This window comes from Ruegeria sp. CL6 (assembly GCF_056536465.1).
In genome coordinates this window covers 15,001-36,375 of sequence record NZ_JBQFPR010000005.1, presented here as the reverse complement: position 1 = coordinate 36,375, position 21,375 = coordinate 15,001, and the positions used below count along the sequence as shown (strand labels likewise).

General features: G+C 57.8%; 22 protein-coding genes. 6 read left to right on the top strand and 16 right to left on the bottom strand.

Annotation, left to right across the window (positions count from 1 at the left end):
* Positions 1–20 precede the first annotated feature (20 nt).
* The 5 genes from ACR0LH_RS14795 to ACR0LH_RS14775 are packed head-to-tail and all read right to left on the bottom strand — an operon-like array spanning position 21 to position 5,345.
* Complete coding sequence (locus tag ACR0LH_RS14795) at positions 21–998, bottom strand: HpcH/HpaI aldolase/citrate lyase family protein (protein WP_480721550.1); 978 nt, start codon at positions 996–998, stop codon at positions 21–23.
* A gap of 25 nt (positions 999–1,023) precedes the next feature.
* Complete coding sequence (locus ACR0LH_RS14790) at positions 1,024–1,995, bottom strand: 2-hydroxyacid dehydrogenase (protein ID WP_480721670.1); 972 nt, start codon at positions 1,993–1,995, stop codon at positions 1,024–1,026.
* The gene (gene sucD / locus ACR0LH_RS14785; RefSeq protein WP_170602803.1) at positions 1,995–2,885 is read right to left on the bottom strand and encodes a succinate--CoA ligase subunit alpha; all 891 of its coding nucleotides are present in this window, start codon (positions 2,883–2,885) and stop codon (positions 1,995–1,997) included. Before sucD ends, ACR0LH_RS14790 begins: the two co-directional genes overlap by 1 nt.
* A complete protein-coding gene (locus tag ACR0LH_RS14780; RefSeq protein WP_170389144.1) occupies positions 2,885–4,081 on the bottom strand; it encodes a malate--CoA ligase subunit beta in 1,197 nt (398 codons plus the stop codon). The genes sucD and ACR0LH_RS14780 overlap by 1 nt, the downstream gene beginning before the upstream one ends.
* 28 nt (positions 4,082–4,109) lie before the next feature.
* Positions 4,110–5,345, bottom strand: a complete 1,236-nt coding sequence (locus ACR0LH_RS14775; protein WP_480721668.1) for a pyridoxal-phosphate-dependent aminotransferase family protein — start codon at positions 5,343–5,345, stop codon at positions 4,110–4,112.
* 225 nt (positions 5,346–5,570) lie between these two features.
* Here ACR0LH_RS14775 and ACR0LH_RS14770 point away from each other — a divergent pair, with 225 nt between their 5' ends.
* A complete protein-coding gene (locus ACR0LH_RS14770) occupies positions 5,571–6,200 on the top strand; it encodes a response regulator transcription factor (RefSeq protein WP_480721549.1) in 630 nt (209 codons plus the stop codon).
* Between the two features lie 11 nt (positions 6,201–6,211).
* On the opposite strand, the gene ACR0LH_RS14765 is transcribed toward ACR0LH_RS14770, so the two are convergent.
* The 5 genes from ACR0LH_RS14765 to paaZ all read right to left on the bottom strand — a co-directional run bounded on the left by ACR0LH_RS14765 (position 6,212) and on the right by paaZ (position 12,045).
* Positions 6,212–7,549 carry a TRAP transporter large permease gene (locus ACR0LH_RS14765; RefSeq protein ID WP_480721547.1) on the bottom strand — a complete coding sequence of 446 codons (1,338 nt, stop codon included), beginning with the start codon at positions 7,547–7,549 and terminating at the stop codon, positions 6,212–6,214.
* 5 nt (positions 7,550–7,554) lie between these two features.
* The gene (locus ACR0LH_RS14760; protein ID WP_480721545.1) at positions 7,555–8,061 is read right to left on the bottom strand and encodes a TRAP transporter small permease; all 507 of its coding nucleotides are present in this window, start codon (positions 8,059–8,061) and stop codon (positions 7,555–7,557) included.
* Positions 8,058–9,071: a TRAP transporter substrate-binding protein gene (locus ACR0LH_RS14755; RefSeq protein ID WP_170698448.1), complete on the bottom strand. Its 1,014-nt coding sequence runs from the start codon at positions 9,069–9,071 to the stop codon at positions 8,058–8,060. The genes ACR0LH_RS14760 and ACR0LH_RS14755 overlap by 4 nt, the downstream gene beginning before the upstream one ends.
* A 109-nt stretch (positions 9,072–9,180) precedes the next feature.
* Entirely contained in the window at positions 9,181–9,918 is a 738-nt protein-coding gene (locus ACR0LH_RS14750) for a hypothetical protein (RefSeq protein WP_480721543.1), read from the bottom strand.
* Between the two features lie 87 nt (positions 9,919–10,005).
* The gene (gene paaZ / locus ACR0LH_RS14745; protein ID WP_480721542.1) at positions 10,006–12,045 is read right to left on the bottom strand and encodes a phenylacetic acid degradation bifunctional protein PaaZ; all 2,040 of its coding nucleotides are present in this window, start codon (positions 12,043–12,045) and stop codon (positions 10,006–10,008) included.
* 108 nt (positions 12,046–12,153) lie between these two features.
* On the opposite strand from paaZ, the gene paaG reads away from it, so the two are divergent.
* The 4 genes from paaG to ACR0LH_RS14725 are packed head-to-tail and all read left to right on the top strand — an operon-like array spanning position 12,154 to position 15,301.
* Positions 12,154–12,939, top strand: a complete 786-nt coding sequence (gene paaG, locus ACR0LH_RS14740; RefSeq protein ID WP_480721541.1) for a 2-(1,2-epoxy-1,2-dihydrophenyl)acetyl-CoA isomerase PaaG — start codon at positions 12,154–12,156, stop codon at positions 12,937–12,939.
* A gap of 1 nt (position 12,940) precedes the next feature.
* Positions 12,941–13,366, top strand: a complete 426-nt coding sequence (gene paaI, locus ACR0LH_RS14735; protein ID WP_170602810.1) for a hydroxyphenylacetyl-CoA thioesterase PaaI — start codon at positions 12,941–12,943, stop codon at positions 13,364–13,366.
* 11 nt (positions 13,367–13,377) lie between these two features.
* Positions 13,378–14,688, top strand: a complete 1,311-nt coding sequence (gene paaK / locus ACR0LH_RS14730; RefSeq protein WP_480721540.1) for a phenylacetate--CoA ligase PaaK — start codon at positions 13,378–13,380, stop codon at positions 14,686–14,688.
* 4 nt (positions 14,689–14,692) lie between these two features.
* Positions 14,693–15,301, top strand: a complete 609-nt coding sequence (locus ACR0LH_RS14725; protein WP_480721539.1) for a TetR/AcrR family transcriptional regulator — start codon at positions 14,693–14,695, stop codon at positions 15,299–15,301.
* Here ACR0LH_RS14725 and ACR0LH_RS14720 read toward each other — a convergent pair.
* From ACR0LH_RS14720 to paaA, 5 genes are read right to left on the bottom strand one after another with little or no spacing between them, the layout of a single operon-like run.
* Positions 15,298–16,365 (bottom strand): 2Fe-2S iron-sulfur cluster-binding protein, encoded by a 1,068-nt coding sequence (locus ACR0LH_RS14720; protein WP_480721537.1) that lies wholly within the window; start codon positions 16,363–16,365, stop codon positions 15,298–15,300. The genes ACR0LH_RS14725 and ACR0LH_RS14720 overlap by 4 nt on opposite strands.
* An 11-nt stretch (positions 16,366–16,376) precedes the next feature.
* On the bottom strand, positions 16,377–16,835 hold the full coding sequence (gene paaD / locus ACR0LH_RS14715; RefSeq protein WP_480721536.1) for a 1,2-phenylacetyl-CoA epoxidase subunit PaaD: 459 nt from the start codon (positions 16,833–16,835) through the stop codon (positions 16,377–16,379).
* Between the two features lie 5 nt (positions 16,836–16,840).
* Positions 16,841–17,608, bottom strand: a complete 768-nt coding sequence (gene paaC / locus ACR0LH_RS14710; RefSeq protein WP_480721534.1) for a 1,2-phenylacetyl-CoA epoxidase subunit PaaC — start codon at positions 17,606–17,608, stop codon at positions 16,841–16,843.
* Positions 17,608–17,898 carry a 1,2-phenylacetyl-CoA epoxidase subunit PaaB gene (gene paaB / locus ACR0LH_RS14705; protein WP_170415873.1) on the bottom strand — a complete coding sequence of 97 codons (291 nt, stop codon included), beginning with the start codon at positions 17,896–17,898 and terminating at the stop codon, positions 17,608–17,610. Before paaB ends, paaC begins: the two co-directional genes overlap by 1 nt.
* 4 nt (positions 17,899–17,902) lie before the next feature.
* Positions 17,903–18,898: a 1,2-phenylacetyl-CoA epoxidase subunit PaaA gene (gene paaA / locus ACR0LH_RS14700; RefSeq protein WP_480721533.1), complete on the bottom strand. Its 996-nt coding sequence runs from the start codon at positions 18,896–18,898 to the stop codon at positions 17,903–17,905.
* A gap of 210 nt (positions 18,899–19,108) precedes the next feature.
* Here paaA and ACR0LH_RS14695 point away from each other — a divergent pair, with 210 nt between their 5' ends.
* On the top strand, positions 19,109–19,954 hold the full coding sequence (locus ACR0LH_RS14695; protein ID WP_480721531.1) for a Rossmann-like and DUF2520 domain-containing protein: 846 nt from the start codon (positions 19,109–19,111) through the stop codon (positions 19,952–19,954).
* A 36-nt stretch (positions 19,955–19,990) separates the two neighbouring features.
* Here the strand turns inward: ACR0LH_RS14695 and ACR0LH_RS14690 are convergent, their stop codons facing one another.
* Positions 19,991–21,322 carry an MATE family efflux transporter gene (locus tag ACR0LH_RS14690; protein WP_480721530.1) on the bottom strand — a complete coding sequence of 444 codons (1,332 nt, stop codon included), beginning with the start codon at positions 21,320–21,322 and terminating at the stop codon, positions 19,991–19,993.
* Positions 21,323–21,375 lie beyond the last annotated feature (53 nt).

The following is a 21,375-nucleotide window of genomic DNA, read 5'->3' as shown; positions in this document are numbered from 1 at the left end:
GCGTGCACGCATCAGAAAAATTACGCTGCTGCGATCTGCCTGGCCTTTTCCACCATCACTTCGGCCTGCCGGATCGAGGCGTAGTCGATCAGACGGCCGTCCAGGGATACAGCGCCTTTTCCAGCGCTTTCAGCCTCGGTCATGGCGACCAGAATGCGCTGCGCCTTGGTGACTTCGGCATCGCTGGGGGACATGACCTCATTGGCCAAAGCGATCTGGCTGGGGTGGATGGCCCATTTGCCTTCGCAACCCAGAACAGCCGCGCGTTTGGCCGCCGCTTTGTAGCCTTCGGGATCCTGAAAATCACCGAATGGGCCGTCAATCGGGCGCAACCCGTTCGCCCGAGCTGCCACGACCATACGTGCCAGCGCATAGTGCCACATGTCACCCCAATGCGATGCACGGGCCGCATCACCATCCGGGTCGGTCAGGACTGCATAGTCGGGATTCACGCCACCGATGATCGTGGTGCGCGCGCGGGTCGAGGCCGCATAGTCGGCCACACCAAAATGCAGGCTTTCATTGCGTTTTGAGGCAGCGGCGATCTCGCTCACGTTCTGCATTCCCAATGCGGTTTCGATGATGTGCTCGAACCCGATGCGCTTTTCATAGCCCATCGCGTCTTCGATCTGCGTGACCATCATGTCGACCGCATAGACATCGGCAGCGGTGCCCACCTTGGGGATCATGATCAAGTCCAGACGTTCGCCCGCCTGTTCGACCACATCGACCACGTCGCGATACATATAGTGGGTATCCAGACCGTTGATCCGCACGGACATGGTCTTGGTGCCCCAGTCAATGTCATTGAGCGCTTCGATGATATTCTTGCGGGCTTGTTCCTTTTCGTCAGGTGCGACTGCATCTTCCAGATCGAGGAAGATCACATCGACATCCGATTGGGCCGCTTTCTCGAACATACCGGGCTGGCTGCCCGGCACGGCGAGTTCGCTGCGGTTCAGGCGCGCGGGGGCTTGTTCTATGGCGTGAAAGCTCATGATTTCTGTCCTTTGTAGTTTTTTGTCAGATGACGCGGTCACGAGGGGGACGGCCCGCAAAGAAGTCGCCCAGATTGTCCAAAACGCGGAAGCCCATCGCCTCGCGGGATTCCCTTGTGGCGCTGCCCAGATGAGGCAACATCACAAGGTTGTCGCATTGCAGCAGGTCCGGGCTGATGCGCGGTTCGCCGTCGAACACGTCCAGCGCAGCGCCTCCGATCGTGTCGAACGCTAGGGACTGTACCAAAGCGCGTTCGTCCACCACCTCACCGCGCGCGGTGTTGATCAGGAAGGCGTTGGGTTTCATCAGGTCCAACCTGCGTCCGTTGATCAAGTGCCGGTTGGCGGCCCCTCCGGGGCAATGCAGCGAGACGAAATCGCAGTGCGGCAGCAACTCATCCACCGTTTCAACCTGCGTCGCATTGAATTGCTGCAGCACATCGGGCGACACGGCGCTGCGGTTTTGCACGAGGATTTTCATGCCGAACCCGTGATGGGCGCGGCGGGCCATTTCTTGACCGATGCTGCCAAAGCCGATGATGCCCAGCGTCTTGCCGCTGACTTTGGTGCCGACCAGATGCGTGGGCCGCCAGCCGGTCCAGCCACCTGCACGCAGCTCACGTTCGCCCTCGCCCGCACGACGGGCGGCCATCAGCAGAAGGGTCATCGCCAGATCAGCCGTGCATTCGGACAGAACGTCCGGCGTGTTGGTGACCGTCATACCCAGATCGCGGGCCGCCGGTTCGTAGATATGGCTGTAGCCGACGCCGTAGTTGGCCAGGATTTTGGTCTGCGCGGCGGGCACGTCCAGCGCCTCGGCGCTGAGTGTGTCGGTCACCGTGGGCAGAACCGCGTCGTATGTCTTTAGTGCGTTGCGGATCTCGGACGGGGACATCGGAATGTCCCCGGTATTCAGCACGGTATTGTAGTTTTCGGCCAGTTGCGCTTCGACAGCAGCAGGCCAGCGACGGGTGACAAGGATCGAAGGTTTGACCATCACGCGGCCTTTCCCATCACGCGGGCGATGGTCTCGCCGATCACCGCCGGGTTTTCGGCCACGGTCACGCCTGCCGCCGTCAGGATTTCCACCTTTTCGCTCGCGCTTTCACCAAAGGCCGAGATAATAGCACCCGCATGGCCCATGGTCCGGCCCTTGGGCGCGGTCAGACCGGCAACATAAGCCACAACGGGCTTGGTCACATGGTCACGGATGTACTCCGCCGCTTCTGCCTCCTGCGGACCGCCGATCTCGCCGATCATGGCAATGACCTCGGTATCTTCATCCTTCTCGAACCGCTCAAGGATATCGCGGAAGGACGAGCCGTTGATTGGGTCGCCGCCGATGCCGACGCTGGTGGACACTCCGATGCCACGCTCTTTCAACTGCGCCGCAGCCTCATAGCCCAGCGTGCCCGAGCGTCCGATGATACCCACATTGCCCGGCAGATAGATATGGCCCGGCATGATCCCCAACAGCGCCTTGCCGGGGCTGATGGTTCCGGCGCAGTTCGGGCCGGTCAGTACCATGCGTTTGTCCTTGGGATAGCGGTACATGTAACGCTTGACGCGGATCATGTCCTGCGCGGGGATGCCATCCGTGATGCAGACGCAATACCGGATGCCCGCATCTGCGGCCTCCATGATCGAGTCCGCCGCAAACGGAGGCGGCACAAAGACAAGGCTGGCATCGGCGCCGGTGGCCTCGACCGCTTGCTTGACGGTGTCGAAAACCGGCACGCCTTCGACGGTTTCGCCGCCTTTACCGGGGACGACACCGCCCACGACATTGGTGCCATATTCCACCATATCCTTGGTGTGCAGGCGCGCCATGCGCCCGGTGATGCCCTGAACGATTACCCGGCTGTCGCGGTCAAGAAGAATGCTCATTACACGGCCCTCATCTTGGTGTTTTGGGTCAGATCATTGCGCCACGCGCCCACGGCGCGTTCGGCGGCTTCCATCAGAGTTGTTGCGCGGATGATCGGCAGACCCGATTTGGCGAGAATTTTCTGACCTTCCTCGACATTCGTACCTGCTAGACGCACGATCACCGGCAGGTCGATTTCCAATTCGCGCAGCGCTTGCACCACACCCTCGGCCACCCAGTCGCAGCGGTTGATGCCTGCAAAGATATTGACCAGAACCGCCTGAACATTGTCATCCGACAGCACCAGCCGGAAGGCTTTGGCCACCCGCTCGGGCGAGGCACCGCCGCCGATGTCCAGGAAATTCGCAGGCTCGCCACCGGCCAGCTTGATCGTGTCCATCGTGGCCATAGCCAGACCCGCACCGTTCACGATGCAGCCGATATTGCCGTCCAGCCCCACATAAGACAGTCCCCGGTCTGCGGCGCGACTTTCGCGCGGGTCTTCCTGGCTTTTGTCGCGCAGCTCGGCGATCTGCGGGCGGCGGAACAGGGCGTTGTCGTCAAAGCTCATCTTCGCGTCCAGCGCCAGCACCCGGTCGTCGCCGGTGATGACCAGAGGGTTGATCTCGACCATTGTGGCGTCCAGCTCGCTGAAGGCGGCGTAGCAGCCCTGCAAGGTGCGGACCATGTGCTGGATCAACTTCGGCTCAAGCCCCAGCTTGAACGCGATCTCACGCGCCTGGAATTCCTGCAACCCCACCGCCGGTTCAACAATTGAGCGAACGATACTGTCGGGACGCTCGGCCGAGATCTCCTCGATCTCCATCCCGCCCTCGGACGAGGCCACGATCATCACGCGCTGGCTCGAGCGGTCCAGCACAAAGCCCAGATAGATCTCGCGATCAATCGGCACGGCTGCCTCGACATAGACACGGTAGATGCCTTTTCCCTCGGGGCCGGTCTGATGCGTCACCAGCTTGCGACCAAACATGTCATCGCAAGCGGCGTAGATTTCGCTTTCCGAGTTGCACAGCTTGACGCCCCCGGCCTTGCCTCGGCCGCCTGCATGGACCTGCGCTTTGACGATCCACTTGTCGCCGCCCAGCTCGCGCGCGCGGTAAGCGGCTTGTTCGGGACTGTAGGCCAAAGCCCCCGAAGGGGTTTCGACACCAAACTTGGAAAGAAGTTCTTTCGCCTGATATTCGTGAATATCCATCTGCATGTTCTCCCGTTATGCAGTGCGGTCAGGCCGCAATCGACGTCCCGTAGCGGCTTTCCAGCAGAGCTTCGATTGCGTCAAAGTCCACGGTGCCACCAAGATCCTGTATCGCTTGGGCGAACAGGTGGATGATGTGGCTTATTGCTTGGTGATTTAGCTGATTCAGGATGCCAATCCGCACCTGAACGGGGGCGCTGAGTGTTGGCCAGATGCCAAATCCCTTGGCGCGGCACGCCTGTACCAGTTCCATCTCGCGACCGGCCAGCTCGGGCGGCAGGTTCAGAACGACAAGGCTGGGCATGTCCGAGGTCACCTGACATCCCATCGCGGTCACGGCGTCCCGCAGGACGGCTTCGTGCGTTTTGTAGGAATGTGCGCGTTTGGCCAGCCCCTCGGTCAGAGTAAGGCGCAGGGATTCGTGAAAGGCAGCCACGGCATAGCCGGAATGGGTTCGATGGTAGGTGCCTTTGTCAACGTCCTGACCGTCGACGATGCCCCAGTGACGGGCCTCGAAAATCGGGTTGTGGACATAGGTGTAAGCCCCTGACGTCTTTAACGTGTTTATGTAGGCGTCGGTAAAGCTGACGGGTGCATAGGTCAGCGGCAGGCAGCACAGGCCCTTTTGCGGGCAGGACGCCCAACCGGCGATGCCGGGGAAGTCATCAATACGGAAATCCGCAACACCCAGCGACGATACCGCATCAATCAGGCCCATCGCGCCATGCCGTTCACATGCGTCCGAGAAACCGCGCAGATCGTTAACCCGGCCAGACCCGGTTTCCCAATGCGCCATGAACGCCCATTTTGGTTTGTGCTCTGCCAGTGCCGCTTCCACGATCTCGCCAGTCACAGGTTGCCCGTGGGGAATTTCGACAACGGTGACGCTTGCCGCCTGTGGGTCCAATGGATTGGCCGCGTGTTCCTGCGGCGTTGCAGCCTTGATCCGAAGCGTCAGCGCGTCGATCCCCGAAAATGTGCCGTTGGTAAAGGTAACGACTTTGTCGCCCGGCATCACGGCCGCGAACATCGTGTCCAGCCCGCTCCAGCCGGTTCCGGCAACCGCGAAGGTATAGGTGTTTTCGGTGCCCCAAATCTCGCGCAGCATGTGCTTGCATTCGATCATCCCTCGCAGGACATCACCCTGCATGTGGTCTGCCACGCCTGCGCTGGCAAAGGCCCGCAGGACTCGGGCATCGGTGTTGCCGGGTCCGGGACCAGCAGCAAGGGTCTCGGGGATTTCGAGTGCTGGGTAGACTTGCAATGTCACGTGCGATCCTCCTCAGTGATGGGGTCTGTGATGGCCCCATGCGTCGCGTTGGAGGTGAGAAAAACCGATGCTTGCCAGTTAACGCAACGTAACTTACTACTGCTTATGGTTATCTGTTTGGAGGGGGAAAAACCTACCCAAATTGGTAAATATACGGCTGTATACCAAAGAATGACCTACCCGTTTGGGTAGTTAGTGCGAAATTTGCACGGGAAATCAATGACGGAAAAGACTTTAGCTCCGATCGACATCATGCTGGCTGACAACAACCCGTTGGTCCTTTCGGCGATGTCGGAAATTTTTGAACGCGATCCGCGATTCTCTTTGGTGGCGACATCCGCCACGGCCGAAGGGTTCTTGGGTGCGATTATGCGGGTGCCCGTCCAAGTTTGCGTGATTTCGTGGAACCTGCCAGTTCTGGGTGCTGCCAAGCTGATCGAAGTGTTGCGCGAACATGAAAACCCGCCACGGTTCGTGATCTATGGAGACGAACTGGGAGACATCCCGCGACTTGCCATGCAAGCGGGCGCAGCCGGGTTCGCGTCGCGGTCCGGCGAGGTTGATGGCTTGTTGGAAACCTGCGTGGACGTGGCAAAAGGCAAGATGGTCTTTCCATTTATTGACGTGCGCAAGATGCAAAAGGACCCGCTGCACGGCCTGTCCCGCAAAGAGATTGTCATCCTCGAAGCCTTGGCCAAGGGGCTATCGAACAGAGAATTGTCGAAGGAACTGCAGATATCGGCAAATACCGTGAAGTTTCACCTTTCAAACATCTATGAAAAGCTGTCGGTCAGAAACCGGGCTCAGGCCATCGCGTATTATTATTCGTCCAAGGCGGCGTCAGAATAATTCCTCTGCATTCATGGGCCAAAGCCAAATATGCCCAAGGGCAGGAACAAGGAAAGCGCAGGCAGAGCCACTAGTAGCGCCAGCCTTAAGATATCGGCGGCCCAGAAAGGCGTCACCCCGCGGAAGATCGTGGCTGTTGATACGTCTTGCACGACGGACCTTAGAACAAACACATTCAAGCCGATGGGAGGTGTAATTAGCGAGATTTCTGTGACCACCACAACGATGATCCCGAACCAGATCAGCGCGGTTTCCCCGGTTATATCGCCCTCGAAAAAGCCCAATGACGCGATCAAAGGTGCGAAGACCGGTACGGTCAGCGTAATCATGGACAGGCTCTCAAACACGGCGCCCAGAACGATGTAGATCAAGATAATGATCAGCAGAATCGTGAACGGCTCCAGCCCGGCCCCTTGGACCAACGCTAGTAGGTCGTCTGGCAATCTGGCGCGTGTAATCAGCCGGTTAAAGATGTCTGCACCGATCAATAGGACGAACAATCCAACAGATGTTTTCACTGTCTGAACCAGCGCCTCGATCAGCCCCTTGAACGTGAACCGACCGATCAGGATCGAAATGATGATCGCCCCAAATGCGCCGACGCCCGCGGCCTCGTCCGCTGTGAAGACGCGACCGTACAAACCGCCAATGATCAACGTGAACAGCGCGAGGATTGGAAGGACGCGCAGCAAAGCTTGCCGCGTTTCAGGCCATGAGCTTTTTTCACCCGCAGGACCGTAGTCGGGTTTGCGCCAGACGACGAAGGCGACAGCCCCCAGATAAAGCAAGATTCCCAGAAGGCCGGGCAAAATGCCGGCCAAAAACAGCTTCCCGATGGATTGACCCGTCAAGAAACCGTAGATGATCAGGATGATGCTGGGCGGGATAAGTATTCCCAACGTACCGCCTGCGGCGACGGATGCGGTCGACAGGCTATCGTGATAGCCAAACTTGCGCATCGGTGGCAGGGCGACTTTGGACATGGTCGCAGCCGTGGCCAGCGATGAACCCGAAACAGCGGAAAAGCCACCGCAGGCCAAAATCGTCGACATCGCCAACCCGCCCGGCAACCGTCCGACCAGCGTGTAGGCCGCGCGGTATAAATCGAGCGCCATGCCGCTTTGCGCGACGATCATGCCCATGAAGATAAACAGCGGTATCACCGACAGCGCGTCGTTCTGGGTCACGTCCAGTATCGAGTCCGCCGCCGGACCCAACCCGGCGGACCAGCGTCCGTCGCGCAGGTAAACAAAGCCGATTGCCCCGATAAATCCCATTGCAATTCCGATCGGCACGCGCAGCAGCACAAGCAAGATGACCAGCGCAAAAGCAATCAGTGAGACTTCCATCTTGGTCAGAGTCCTTCAAGGCCGGATGGCCGGATGATTTTGAGCATTGCACTGACCGCCAACAGTACGCCGGTTATTCCCACGACGAGCGCGATGAAATAAATGAGCGGATATTTTGGGATGAACAGTAGCTCGCTGGTAACGCCGCGCTCCAGTGCCTTGTCCGCGCGCGCGAACAGCCATACCGCCATCGTCAGTAGGCAAAGTGATGTCAGTGCGTCGATACACCGGTCGCGCCAAAACGCAGCGCGGCGTGGGAACAGGTGGTCAAGCAGGTCAACGTCAATCTGTTCGCGCCGCAGGGTGACCACGGGAAACGCAAAGAAGATAGACAACGCCAACAGGATTTGAGCCAGATCCTGACGCCCGAAAATCGGAGCGTTGAAGATATAGCGACCGATAACCTCTACGACTGTCAGACCCATTACGAGCATAAGACAAAGGCCGCTGCCCAACAGGCATAAGCGGGCAAACCAGTGGCTTGCCCGTTTGAGGTTCGATTGTGCGCTCATTTCGCGCTGTATTCGGACATGGTGTCCCGGATCAGTTGCATCGCAGCTTCTGCATCGACGCCCTTGCCAGAGACTTCTTCAAGCACCGATGCCTGTATCTGTGGCACCAGCGCTTCAAACGGGGCGGCTGCATCCCCTTCAAGGTCAATAATCTGACCCGAGGCAGCCTGCGCATCCAGACCCCTCTGGTTGCCGACATCCCATGCTTTGCCCGCGAAGGCCGAGAAATCCTCGCCCAGAGCGGCTCGGATGGCTGCGGCGTCCTCTTCGCCGACGGACTCAAGGAACTCTTCACTCATGATGATCGAGAAAGAGCCGCGATAGAATCCGCCCGGAACGCGATAGGTGTAGGGTAGAACTTCGGTCAAGCGCAGGATGGCAATCGTATCACCCGGAAAGAACGTCCCGTCTGCGACACCGTTAGAGACGGTTTCATAGACTTTGGGCGCGGCAACCTGAACGCCAGCCATGTCCAGCCCTTTGAGAACATCCCCCATAACACCACCGCCCGACCGGATTTTGAGACCCGCGACATCGTCAAGCGAGCTGACTTCCTTGGACAGGTGCAACATGCCCGGGGCATGGACCATCATGGCAACCGGAACAACGCCGTCATGTTCGTTGGCTGCGGCCAGGTATTGCTCGTGCGCTCGCCAATGGGCGGCGGATGCAGCGGCAGAGTCACCTTCAAGCCCCGGAATCTCGATCAGTTTGGTGGTGACAAATCGGCCGGGGTTATACCCATGGAAAATCCAAGCCGCATCCGCGCCGCCATCTTCAATCAGGTCGGCCTGCGCTGGGGGTGAGGCCAGATTGTATTCAATAGCACCGGTCACACGTCCATCGGTTGCTTCTTCGATGCGTGAAATGAACTCTGGCCAGATGATCTCGTTCACGATGTGGCTGGGTGGCAGCCATGATGAAACCACCATGGTTTTCTCTGCCCAGGCAGAGCCCCCTGCCAGCAACGTGGAAATCCCCAGCCCAAGGGCCGCAAATGTCTGTTTCATGTTGTCCTCCCATAACAAAAGCTGCGGACAGCTTTTGAACACAGTTTCATAAACCAACCGGTCGGTCAACTATTGGTGAGCGCCATTTTGCCACCTCGGGCGCTGGTTTTTAGCCCGAATACGCCTTGGGTGAGAGCTTGGGCAGGTCCGCCAGCAAACCAGTGACGCGGTCGTGACAGATCGCCAAGGGTCCGTCAGGGACAAGGGAAATATGCGCCCAGCTTGAACTTCGTAGTGCGATCTTGCGCCAATGATGCAGCAGTAGCAGCCGCACCGCCGCCAGGGGCAGGGGCGCAAGCTCTGTTTCCCGGACGCGGCCCGCCAGGTCGAAAAGGCGTTGCGCGTGAAACAGAGTCTGAGGGGGAACGATCCGAGTAGAAAACCAATCGGGTATCGCGTCCATATCCAGCCGCAGGCAGACTTCGGACCCATCGCCTAGGGCAGAGTCCATCGGAACCAAAAGCAGTGACCGCTCAAGTCGGATTGCCGGGTCGGGCGCTTCGATGTCTTCCTTGGTCAACAGAAACTGCCAGCCTTCCGGGTATTTGACATCTTGCCTATAGACGTCCTCGTAAGCGGCATGCGTTTCTGCAAGGCCGTGGTCTGAAAGGCTGTAGGTGACTTCGCGCCCAGATTTTGTAGATACGATCCACCCGTCTTTTCTGAGCCGGTGCAAGGCGACCCGCATGGCTTCGGTTTTTATGCCCACATGCCCTAACAGCAAGCCCAGCTCCTTGCCTGTAACATGCTGGCCGTTGAGGTCGCCGAACAAGGTGACGATCAGTGACCATGTCTTTATTGGTTCAAGCGTACTGAGGTCTTCAATCAGAGTTTCTGCCGGGGTCAAATGCGGGTCTTTCCAAAAGGCTTAAACTAGGGCTGGCCTCTTGGATACCATGTGGGCGTGTTGCGTGGCTATGGGAAAACCCGGTGGTCAGGCTTTCTTGAAAGCGTTCATTGTCAGCAACTGGTATTCCGCGGCCATATCGCCATTTTGATTGAGCAGGGAGACATGCCACCGAACCTCACCATAATCCCGATTGCGCGGCGTTTTTTGTAGAACGGTAAGGCGCACATGAATGCTGTCGCCCGGCTGAACGGGCTTTAGAAACCGCAGGTTGTCCAACCCGGTATTGGCCAGGACCGGGCCTTCGTCCGGTTGAACAAAAAGTCCGGCTGCAAAGCTTAGTAAAAGATACCCGTGGGCGACCCGACCGGGAAAGAACGGGTTCCGTTTGGCGGCAGCATCATCCATGTGGGCATAGAAGGTGTCGCCGGTGAAATGGGCAAAGGTTTCGATGTCATCCAGCGTGATTTCACGTTCCCCGGTGTACAAGGTTTCCCCAATTTCAAGCTCGTCGAATGTGCGCGTGAACGGGTGGGCGCGGTCCGTGCGTTCCTTGGCACCGGGAACCCATTGTTGCCCAATGCGGGTCAGGATGTCAGGGCTGCCCTGAATGGCGGTGCGCTGCATGTAGTGCATTACGCCGCGCACGCCGCCCATCTCCTCACCGCCACCGGCGCGACCGGGTCCGCCATGCACCATATGCGGCAGAGGAGAGCCGTGGCCTGTGCTTTCCTTCATCGAAGTCCGGTTGTTGAAATAAAGTCGACCGTGGAATGCCCCGGCACCCAGCGCGACGGATCTTGCGATGTCCAGATCATTGGTGATTACCGATGCCACAAGGCTACCGCCGCCCCGATTGGCCATGTCTATGGCATGATCCAGATCGCGATAGGGCATCACGGTGGAAACAGGGCCGAACGCCTCGACCGAGTGCAGCAGGTTGGCGGTGTCAGGTGACGCGCAATGAAACAGCATTGGGGGCACAAAAGCTCCGTTAACGGGGTCTGCCCCATGAACCTCAAAGTCGTCGGGGTTTCCGAAAACACGTTCCGCCTCTTGCCCGATCAAGGCAGCCTTTTCCAGAACGTCGCGCCTTTGGGTCTGAGACACCAATGCGCCCATCTGAGTCTTTTCCGCGGCCGGGTCGCCGATGACAATCGATCCAAGCTGATCGCGTAACCTGCTTATTACGGCGTCAACCTGAGATTCTGGTGCCATGATGCGCCGAATGGCCGTGCATTTCTGACCGGCCTTGGTGGTCATTTCGCGTGTGATTTCCTTGATGAACAGATCAAACTCTGGCGTGCCGGATACAGCATCCGGCCCGAGGATCGAGGAATTCAGGCTGTCCTGTTCGGCAATGAACCGCGTCGCATTCTGGTGAAAACAGGACGCGCCGTGCAACGTCCTGGCCGTTGCTGCCGAGCCCGTGAAACTGACGATATCCTGTCCACCCAAGTGATCCAGAACTGGCCCAAGACTGCCGGAAATCAGTTGAATGGAGCCTTCTGGCAGCACGCCGCTGTCTAACATCATCCGCACGCATCGCTCGGTGACATAGCATGTCGCCGTCGCAGGTTTCACGATCGCCGGGACGCCCGCCAAAAGGGTCGGGGCCAGCTTTTCGAGCATGCCCCATACCGGGAAATTGAACGCGTTGATGTGAAGCGCCACTCCGGTCAGTGAGGTGCAAATGTGCTGACCCAGAAACGTTCCCTGACGCGACAGCCGTTCGATCTGGCCATCCAGATAGACCGTGTCATCGGGCATCTCGCGTCGGCCTTTGCTGGCATAGACCATCAGCGTGCCGATGCCGCCGTCAATGTCGATCAGGTGATCACTTTGTGTTGCGCCCGTCGAAAACGAGATATCATATAGCGCCTGTTTTTGTTGCTCCAGGTGTAGCGCCAGCGCCTTGAGCATCCGCGCACGGTCGTGAAACGTCATCTTGCGCAGGGCAGGGCCGCCCTTTTCGTACGCGTATTGCAGCAGTGCCGAAACATCCAACGCGCTGTTGCCTGCGCGACCGATCACGTCTCCGGTTACGGCGGAATGAATATCGCGGGCCGAACTGTCGCACCCGATCCACTGGCCTGCGATATAGCTTTCAACGCTTTGTACGGTCATGTGGCATTCCTCGCGTCTGGTTCCGGTATGACTCCAATCATTAATTGACCTACCGGTCGGTTTATGAAATGTTTAAGGACAAGGCTAAGGAAGATCAAGGAGAATATGGTGTCCGACACTGTGCTTGTCACGCGGCACGCGGACTGGGTCGAGCTTACTTTGAACCGTCCGGAAAAGCTGAACAGTTTTAACGACGAGATGCATCTGGCCCTGCGCGACGCGTTGAATGCCGCACATTCCGAAGCTGCGAGGGCAGTGCTGCTTACCGGTGCGGGGCGTGGTTTTTGCGCGGGTCAGGATTTGGGTGATCGTGATCCGTCAACCCTCGACGGGCCGCCGGATCTGGGGCGGACGCTGGCAACTTTCTATAATCCCTTGATCCGGCAAATCCGGTCCTTTGAGGCACCGGTTATTTGCGCCGTGAATGGTGTTGCCGCGGGTGCAGGCGCAAATGTGGCGTTGGCCTGCGACATCGTGCTGGCCTCTGACACAGCTAAATTCGTGCAGTCGTTTTCCAAAGTTGGTCTGGTTCCGGACGCAGGCGGGTCATGGTTGCTGACGAGGCGTTTGGGTGAGGCGCGCGCCATGGCGCTGGCAATGACGGCAGAACCTCTTACAGCGCAAAAAGCCGAGGCATGGGGTCTGATCTGGAAATGCGTTGCACAAGATGCGCTGATGACCGAGGCGCGGCTGTTGGCGGAAAGATTGGCACAAGGGCCGACCCTGGGTCTGTCTCGTACCAAAGAGGCGATTCAGGCAGCCGCGCATAACGATCTGGACGCTCAGTTGGATCTTGAGGCTAAGTTGCAGAAAACCTGCGGCGAAAGCGCCGATTACGCCGAAGGTGTGTCGGCCTTTCTGCAAAAACGGCTACCAAGTTTCGAGGGGCGCTAGCATGACACCAAAAGAGCGCGCCGAACGCGCAGCGCAAGCAATGTGGAGCGCGGATAATGCAAGCCCGTGGGTCGGGCTTCAGATCGACAAAGTCGACGAAGGCCAAGCCACGTTGTCAATGACGGTCGAGCGACACCATGCGAATGGTCATGGCATCTGTCACGGCGGCATAATCTTTATGCTGGCCGATAGCGCATTTGCGTTTGCCTGCAACAGTCGCAATCAATCCACGGTCGCCCAGCACAACACGATTTCCTATATCGCGCCGGGCCGATTGGGGGACAGGCTTATTGCAGAGGCACGTGAAGTCAGCCTGACGGGACGCAGCGGTATTTATGATGTCACCGTTACCAACCAGCTCAACGAAGTGATTGCTGAATTCCGAGGCTGTTCCCGCGCCGTACCGGGCCAGTTGTTCGAGGAATAGGGGAGGAGCCAATGAAAGATCTGACACCGGCCCGAGATATGCTCGATCCGATTGAAATCGCATCCATCGACGAGATCCGCGCCTTGCAGTTGCAGCGCCTGAAATGGTCGGTGAAGCACGCATATGAAAACGTGCCCATGTATCGGCAAAGGTTCGATGAGGCGGGTGTGCATCCGGATGATTTGCAAACGTTAAGTGACTTGGCAAAATTTCCTTTCACTTACAAAGACGACCTACGCGCAAACTACCCCTTTGGGCTATTCGCCGTCCCGCGTGAACAGATCGTGCGGGTCCATGCCTCATCTGGAACGACGGGCAAACCAACCGTCGTGGGATATACGCGTCGCGATATCGATATGTGGGCAAATCTTGTCGCCCGGTCGATGAGGGCCAGCGGCACCAAACCGGGTGACATCGTGCACATAGCCTACGGCTATGGTCTGTTCACCGGCGGGCTAGGTGCGCATTACGGTGCGGAGCGTTTGAATTGCACGGTCGTTCCGGTGTCTGGCGGAATGACAGAGCGGCAAGTCATGCTGATACAGGATTTCAAGCCCAGCACGATCATGGTGACCCCGTCGTACATGCTCAACATTCTTGAACAGTTTCGTGCCGCCGGAATCGACCCGCGGGACAGTTCGCTGGATGTCGGGATTTTCGGCGCAGAACCCTGGACCAACGCGATGCGGGCAGAAGTCGAGGATGCCTTCGATATGCACGCGGTCGATATCTATGGGCTTTCGGAAATCATGGGGCCGGGTGTAGCGAACGAATGTATCGAGACCAAAGACGGGTTGCACATATGGGAGGATCATTTCTACCCCGAGGTCATAGACCCCGAAACAGGTGAGGTTCTGCCAGACGGAGAAATCGGTGAGTTGGTCTTTTCAACACTCACCAAAGAAGGGCTGCCGATGATACGCTACCGTACGCGCGATCTGACCCGGCTGTTGCCGGGGACAGCGCGTTCAATGCGGCGGATGGAGAAAATCACCGGGCGATCCGACGACATGATTATCCTGCGCGGTGTGAATGTCTTTCCCACTCAGGTCGAAGAACTGGTTCTGGCGACCCCTGACCTTGCACCCTATTTCCAAATTGAATTGACCCGCGATGGCCGCATGGACGCGATGACCGTGCATGTCGAGGCTGGGTCCGACGCCGCTTCGTCAGAGGTGAGAAACGCTGCGGCAGGGGTCTTGTCTAAGAAGATCAAAGACACCATAGGGGTTGGAACCAAAGTGACCGTCGGAGCCCCCGGCACAGTCGAGCGCAGTCAGGGTAAGGCCCGCCGCGTGATCGACAACAGACCAAAGGAGTAAGCCCGTGGCGCGCACGATCGCAAAGGACCACGACCAGAAGCGTCAGAGCATCCTCTCTGTTGCGGCCAGTGTTTTCGCCCGAGAGGGCATCGCGCGTGCCTCGATGAACCAGGTGGCGAAAAGCGCCGGGATATCAAAGGCTAATATCTACCACTATTATGACAGCAAAGAGGCATTGCTGTTCGATATCCTGGACTCATATCTCTCGGAATTGAACGATCGGGTCTCGGGCGTGGACTTGGAAGGCAAGCCTCCCGAAGAACAACTGCATCTGGTTTTGCGCGAGTACCTGCTGGCCTATGAGGGCATGGACTATGAGCACAACATTCAAAGCGAAGGCGTGTCGTTGTTGCCAGAGGACAAGCAAAAGGTGCTGAAAGCCTACCAGAAGGACATGGTCACGCAGATGAGCGGCATTCTGGATGCGGTCAGCGGCGGCAAGCTGAGCACAGAACGACGGCTGCTGCGCGAGCTGACTATGTCGGTCTTTGGGATGTTGAACTGGTATTACATGTGGCACCCAAAGGCGACGCGTTCCGACCGCGAGGATTATGCGGTAACCATGGCGCGGTTCATTGTGGCCGGATTGCCGGGCGTGCAGGCCGCGGACTAGTGCCCGGCCTCGTCGTAGTCCCAAACCACTTTGTCTGACACAGGAAAACACTGACAGGTCAGAACAAAGCCCGCCTCAACCTCGTAATCTTCCAGTGCGTGGTTCGCCACCATTTCAACCTCGCCTTCAACCACCCGCGCCTTGCAGGTTGAACACACCCCGGCTTTGCAGGCATGCGGTGCGTCCAGATTTTCGGCAAGGGCGGCTTCCAGCAGACTCGTATCCTTTGGAATGGTAAAGCTGCGGCTGACACCGCCCAAGGTGACGCGGCCTTTGATCCCCTTGTCGTCATTGTTTCTTGAAGCGGCCCGTGACTTGGCCCGCCCAGGTTGCGAAGACGCGAACAATTCGTACCTAATCTGATCCTTGGTCAGTCCGTGATCTTTCAAGGCTTGCGAAATCGCCAACATCATTGGTTCCGGCCCACAGATATAGGCCAGAGATACCGAATTGATGTCGATCCAGTGCCGAAACAGTGCCGTACATTTCTCACCGTCTACCCGCCCTTGGAAAAGGTCGATTTCCTGGCTGTCATCCTCGAGGATGTGAACGATATTCAGCCTTTGCAGATAGCGGTTTTTCAGGTCCTCCAACTCTTCCCGAAACATGATCGTGTTTGGGTTCCGGTTCGCGTAAACCAGTGTGAAACGCGCGGATGGGTCCTCGGACAGCGCGGTTTTCAGGATCGACAGGATCGGCGTGATGCCAGACCCGCCAGCAAACCCCAGATAGTGTGGCGCATCCACGTCGGCTGCCGCGTGAAAATTGCCCATTGGGGGCATCGCGTTCATCACGTCCCCCACTTTCAGTTCCGAGTTGACCCAGTTTGAAAAGGCTCCTCCGTCGACACTCTTGACTCCGACCTGCAAGATGCCCTCGTGCGGTGCCGCGCAGATAGAGTAGGACCGGCGCAATTCCTCGCCATCAAAATTTCTTTTGAAGGTCAGGTACTGCCCCGGCGCGAAGGCAAAGTTCTCTGGAACTTCCGCCTTCAACGTCACTACGACGGCATCGCGGATAGTTTTATGGATATCTGTCACCGTGAGAGGATGAAACTTGGCCATGATGTGGGACCTCAGATGCATTTGAAATAGTCGAAGGGTTCCAGACAGTCTTTGCACCGCCATTGCGCCTTACATGGGGTCGAGCCAAATTGACTGATCTTTTCCAACTGGTCGGATTTGCAATGCGGACATCGGGACGGCCCGCCGGCAGGTTGGGGGGGTGCGATCCCGAAATCTTCAAGCCTTGCACGGCCTTTCTCGGACAACCAATCAGTTGTCCAGGCAGGTGCGATGCGCATTTGGATGTTCAAATTGTCCACGCCATTCCGTGCAAGCGCGGTTTCGATGTCCATCGAGATCACAGCCATTGCCGGGCATCCTGAATAGGTCGGCGTTATGGTCACAGTCACTTGATCCTGCGCGACCGAGACATCGCGGATGACGCCCAAGTCTACTACCGAAATCACCGGAATCTCCGGGTCAGGCACTGTTTCGAGCCAATCCCAAATTTGCGCTTCGCTTACGGACATGGCACCTACCACGCGGCTCCGGGGTAGGAACGTTGCAGGGTCTGCATGACGGCCAGCATGTGGCCTAGATGTTCCGTGTGTCTGAAACCCCTGCGGCCTCCGCTCTGCGCGTAGCTTCCTTCGGGCACGGTCAGACATGCCTCGTTCAGAACGCGCTGTACCGTGTCCAGCCAGAACGCGCGCATATCCGAGGGCAGAGGGGCGATTCCGGCCTCGGCCATTGCGTCGTCGGTTGCATCGTCGGCAAACATTTCACCGCTATATGGCCAGAGATACGACAGCGCATCAGCCATCCGATGATTGCTTTCGGCGGTTCCGTCACCCAAGGCAATAACGGTGTGGGACGACCGGTCGAGGTGATACAGAGCCTCTTTCAGGCACTTCGCCGCGATTTCGGCCACGCGAGTATCCGCCGAGTCCTGCAACCGTGTCAGCCACGGCACCTGATACGCGTCGAACAGGAACTGCCGCATCTGAGTGTGCCCAAAATCACCGTTTGGCACTTCGAGCATCAAAAGGTTCCGAAAGTCGTAAACGTCCCGCAGGAAGGCCAGATCATCGGCAGACCGATCAGCGCCTTCGACTTCGCCAGCGTATCCCAGCCACAGCTGCGTCTGTCCGATCAGGTCCAGCGCCATGTTCGCCAGCGCGATATCTTCCTCCAAAACCGGTGCCACGCCACACCATTCGGACGTCCTGTGCCCCAGAACCAATGCGTTGTCCCCTTGTCGCAAGAGGAACTCGAACAACGGGCTATTCTGCTGCGCCAGCATCACATTTTCCCCACTTCTTCGGGTATGTCATAAAAGGTCGGGTGCCGGTAAACCTTGTCACGGGCCGGATCAAACAGTGGACCCTTGTCCGAGGGGCTGGATGCCGTGATCTTTTCGGCCTCGACGACCCAGATGCTGACGCCTTCGTTCCGCCTGGTATAAACGTCGCGCGCATTGCGGATTGCATGTGCCGCGTCCGCAGCGTGCAAAGAGCCGACATGACGGTGGCTCATTCCGTGCTGCCCGCGAATAAATACTTCCCAAAGTGGCCATTCGTTGTTCTGTGTCATCGGGTTACTCCGCGGCTTGAGAGCGTTTCTTGGATTTTTGCGCGTGGGCAAGCATCGCCTCACGAACCCATGCGCCGTCGTCCCACGCTTTGCGGCGTGCGCTTAGGCGCTCGGCATTGCAGGGACCGTTGCCGGATATCACTTCAAAGAATTCCGACCAGTCAGGCTCGCTGAACTCGTAATGGCCGGTTTCGTCGTTCCAGCGCAGGTTTTCGTCAGGGATCGTCAGGCCCAAAAACTCGGCTTGGGGAACGGTTTCATCAACGAATTTCTGTCGCAGCTCATCGTTGGTGTTGATCTTGATCTTCCACGCCATTGACTGCGCGGAATGGACACTGTCCTTGTCCGATGGTCCGAACATCATCAACGCGGGATACCAGAACCGGTTCAGCGCATCCTGCGCCATGCGCTTTTGATCGGCGGTGCCCTCTTTCGCCATCTTGATCATGATGTGATAGCCTTGGCGCTGGTGAAAGCTTTCTTCCTTGCAGATACGCACCATGGCGCGGGCGTAAGGCCCGTAGGATGTGCGCTGCAGCGGCACCTGATTCATGATCGCAGCACCATCGACCAGCCAGCCGACCGCGCCCATATCGGCCCAAGTCAGGGTGGGGTAGTTGAAGATTGACGAGTACTTCATCCGTTCGGAATGAAGCATTTCAACCAACTCGTCCCGACTGACCCCAAGCGTTTCCGCAGCGCAATACAGGTAAAGACCGTGGCCTGCTTCGTCTTGCACCTTGGCCAGCAGGTTTGCTTTTCGTTCAAGCGTCGGTGCGCGGGTGATCCAGTTGCCTTCGGGCAATTGGCCGACAATCTCGGAATGTGCATGCTGACCGATTTGGCGGATCAGAGTTTTCCGGTAGGCGTCCGGCATATAGTCCTTCGGCTCAATCTTTTCGCCTTGATCAATGCGATCCTGAAAGGCCCGGTCCTCGGGGCTCATGTCGTCGCGGGACTGTACACCTTTGCCGGTGGATTTGACCATCTGTGCATACATGTTTGCGCACTCCTCAAACGCAATAACCTGCAAATGCCGATCCCCGTCGGCGAATCCATAAGTGATTCAGCGTCAGGATCTTTGGTGCATAATATGTTACTGAAATGTACAAAAGCAATATTTATGTAACATATTTTGACGAAACGCTCTGCTTGAGAGTTTGCGCCGCATCGACAATAGATGTTTCAAGTAGGACAGGAGGCCGACGGAATGCAGAGTTTGAGCGTTAATATCATTGGCGCCGGGCGGGTCGGTCAGACATTTGCCCGACTTTTACAGGACAGGGCGGGCTATGTCCTTCAGGACGTCTCGAGCGCGCGCGGGGCATCGGCGCAAGCTCTCGTTCGTGCGGTCGGGCAGGGCCGCGCAGTTGATGATCTGGCCGAGGTTCGACCGGCCGATATTTGGCTGCTGACCGTGCCTGATACTCAGATCGCTTCCGTCGCGGGCCAACTTGCCGAGGTCTTTCAGGCGCGGGCAAAGCCCACTGCTTCGCCCTTTGCGTTTCATTGCAGCGGCTTTTTCCCTGCCGCTCAGATGGCCGCCTTGCGCCAGTTGAATTGGAGGCTGGCAAGTGTGCATCCGGTTCTTTCTTTTGCCGATCCAAAAGTTGCCGAAACACAGTTCCAGGGTGCGCTTTGCGGCGTTGAAGGAGACAGCGATGCAAGCGGAGTGGCAACAGCTCTGTTCGAGACACTTGGCGCCACATGCTTTCCCATTAGCTCTGATCGCAAGAGCCTATACCATGCTGCCGCAGTCATCTCGAATAACTTCACGGTTGTTCTGCAGGCCGTTGCGCGCGAGGCATGGGAATCGGCAGGTGTGCCCGATCACATTGCCCGGCAGTTGAATGAAACGCTGCTGCGCGGAACGTGTGAAAATATCTGCGCGCAAGGCCCCCAGGCCGCTTTGACCGGCCCGGCAGCCAGGGGTGACGATTTTGTGGTCAAAACCCAAGGTCAGGATGTGTCCAATTGGCATCCCGGGGCCGGGCGCGTTTACAGCGATCTCAGCAAGCTGGCCAAGTCACTCAGCAAGAGCGGAAAGACATTCTAGCGCGTGGGCCTGTGTCATCGGCCGAAGACCCGCCTCTTATCGCAGCGCTTTGCCCCAATCCAGTTTCCAGACACTTAAGCCAGTGATCAGGCCAAAGACCGCCATTCCGACAAATACTGTGCTGAAGAACAGGTCAATTGAGGCCCCTGATCGCATAAGGAGCCAACCCATAACAGCCACAAGAACGAGCCGCGAAGTTCCAGCTATGATCGGCCAAATCACCTGTCCCGCAGCCTGAGATGCGAAATAGAGGCACAGTCCAAGGCCCATGAACGCGTATCCGGGTCCCGCCCAACGGAAATATGCGGCGGATGCGGCAAGTACTTCGGGGTCATTCGTGAACAAGCCGGACCAAAGCGTTGGAAATATGGCGACGGCACAGCCAACGAACCCTAGAACCACTGCGCCCATCAGCCCTCCGATCCAGCCGGCAGCTCTGGCGCGGGCAAGGTCCCCTGCACCAATTGCTGTGCCAACAAGGGGCAGTGTTCCAATGCCGACTGAGAAGGCGATCGGGATCAAGAGGAATTCCAATCGTGCCCCAATGCCATACCCCGCAATTTCGGCTGCACCCTGCGACGAAATATAGATCGTAAGAAGCATCGCGGTCAGCGTGCCCTGTATCGGTGACAGGCACGCCAGACCACCAACACGACCGATTTCGGACAGGATCGACCGGTTCATTTTGCCAAGGTCAAAGCTGAGCCGTACCTGACTTGGGCCAAAACGCAAGATAGCAATGCTTGCCACTGCGCCGCAGGAAAAGGCGATCACTTGCCCCCAAGCGATACCGGCAATTCCCAGATCCAAAACGATGCCCAACACTCCGCCCAGCACCATCTGGCTGATCGCAACTGAAATGGTTAATATGGCCGGACCTGTCATATGCCCTGACCCTCGCAACACCGAAACAAGGGCGTTCATGATCCAAAGCCCGGGAATTGCAAAGGCGGCAACCCGCGCATAGCTCCACGTGAAGTCCAGAACTTCCCCCTGAGCACCCATTGCCCCGAGCAGAGTAGGTCCGGCCCAAAGCAGTCCAGCGGCAAAAGTCAGCCCCAGCAGAGCGCCGATAACAAGCGCGTGCAAGCCCATTACCTTGGCTCGGTCAATGTCCCCGGACCCCAGCGCCCGACTGACGGCCGAGGACACGCCTCCGCCCAAAGCGCCGGCTGACATCATGTGTTGCAACATGACGAGAGGGAAAATGAAGGCATGGCCAGCAAGCGCCTGAACGCCAAGAAGCCCGACATAGTAGGTCTCGACCGTGGCCGAGGCTGTCACGATCGTCATGGCCGCAAGGTTGGGGACCGCAAAGCGGACCATTTGCGGCAGGATGGGTGCAGTTAGTAGTTCGGGTTTTATCATGTTGAGTAGCGTCGCGCAGTGAGAGGAGGATTGGCGCAAGTTGCCGCGAATAG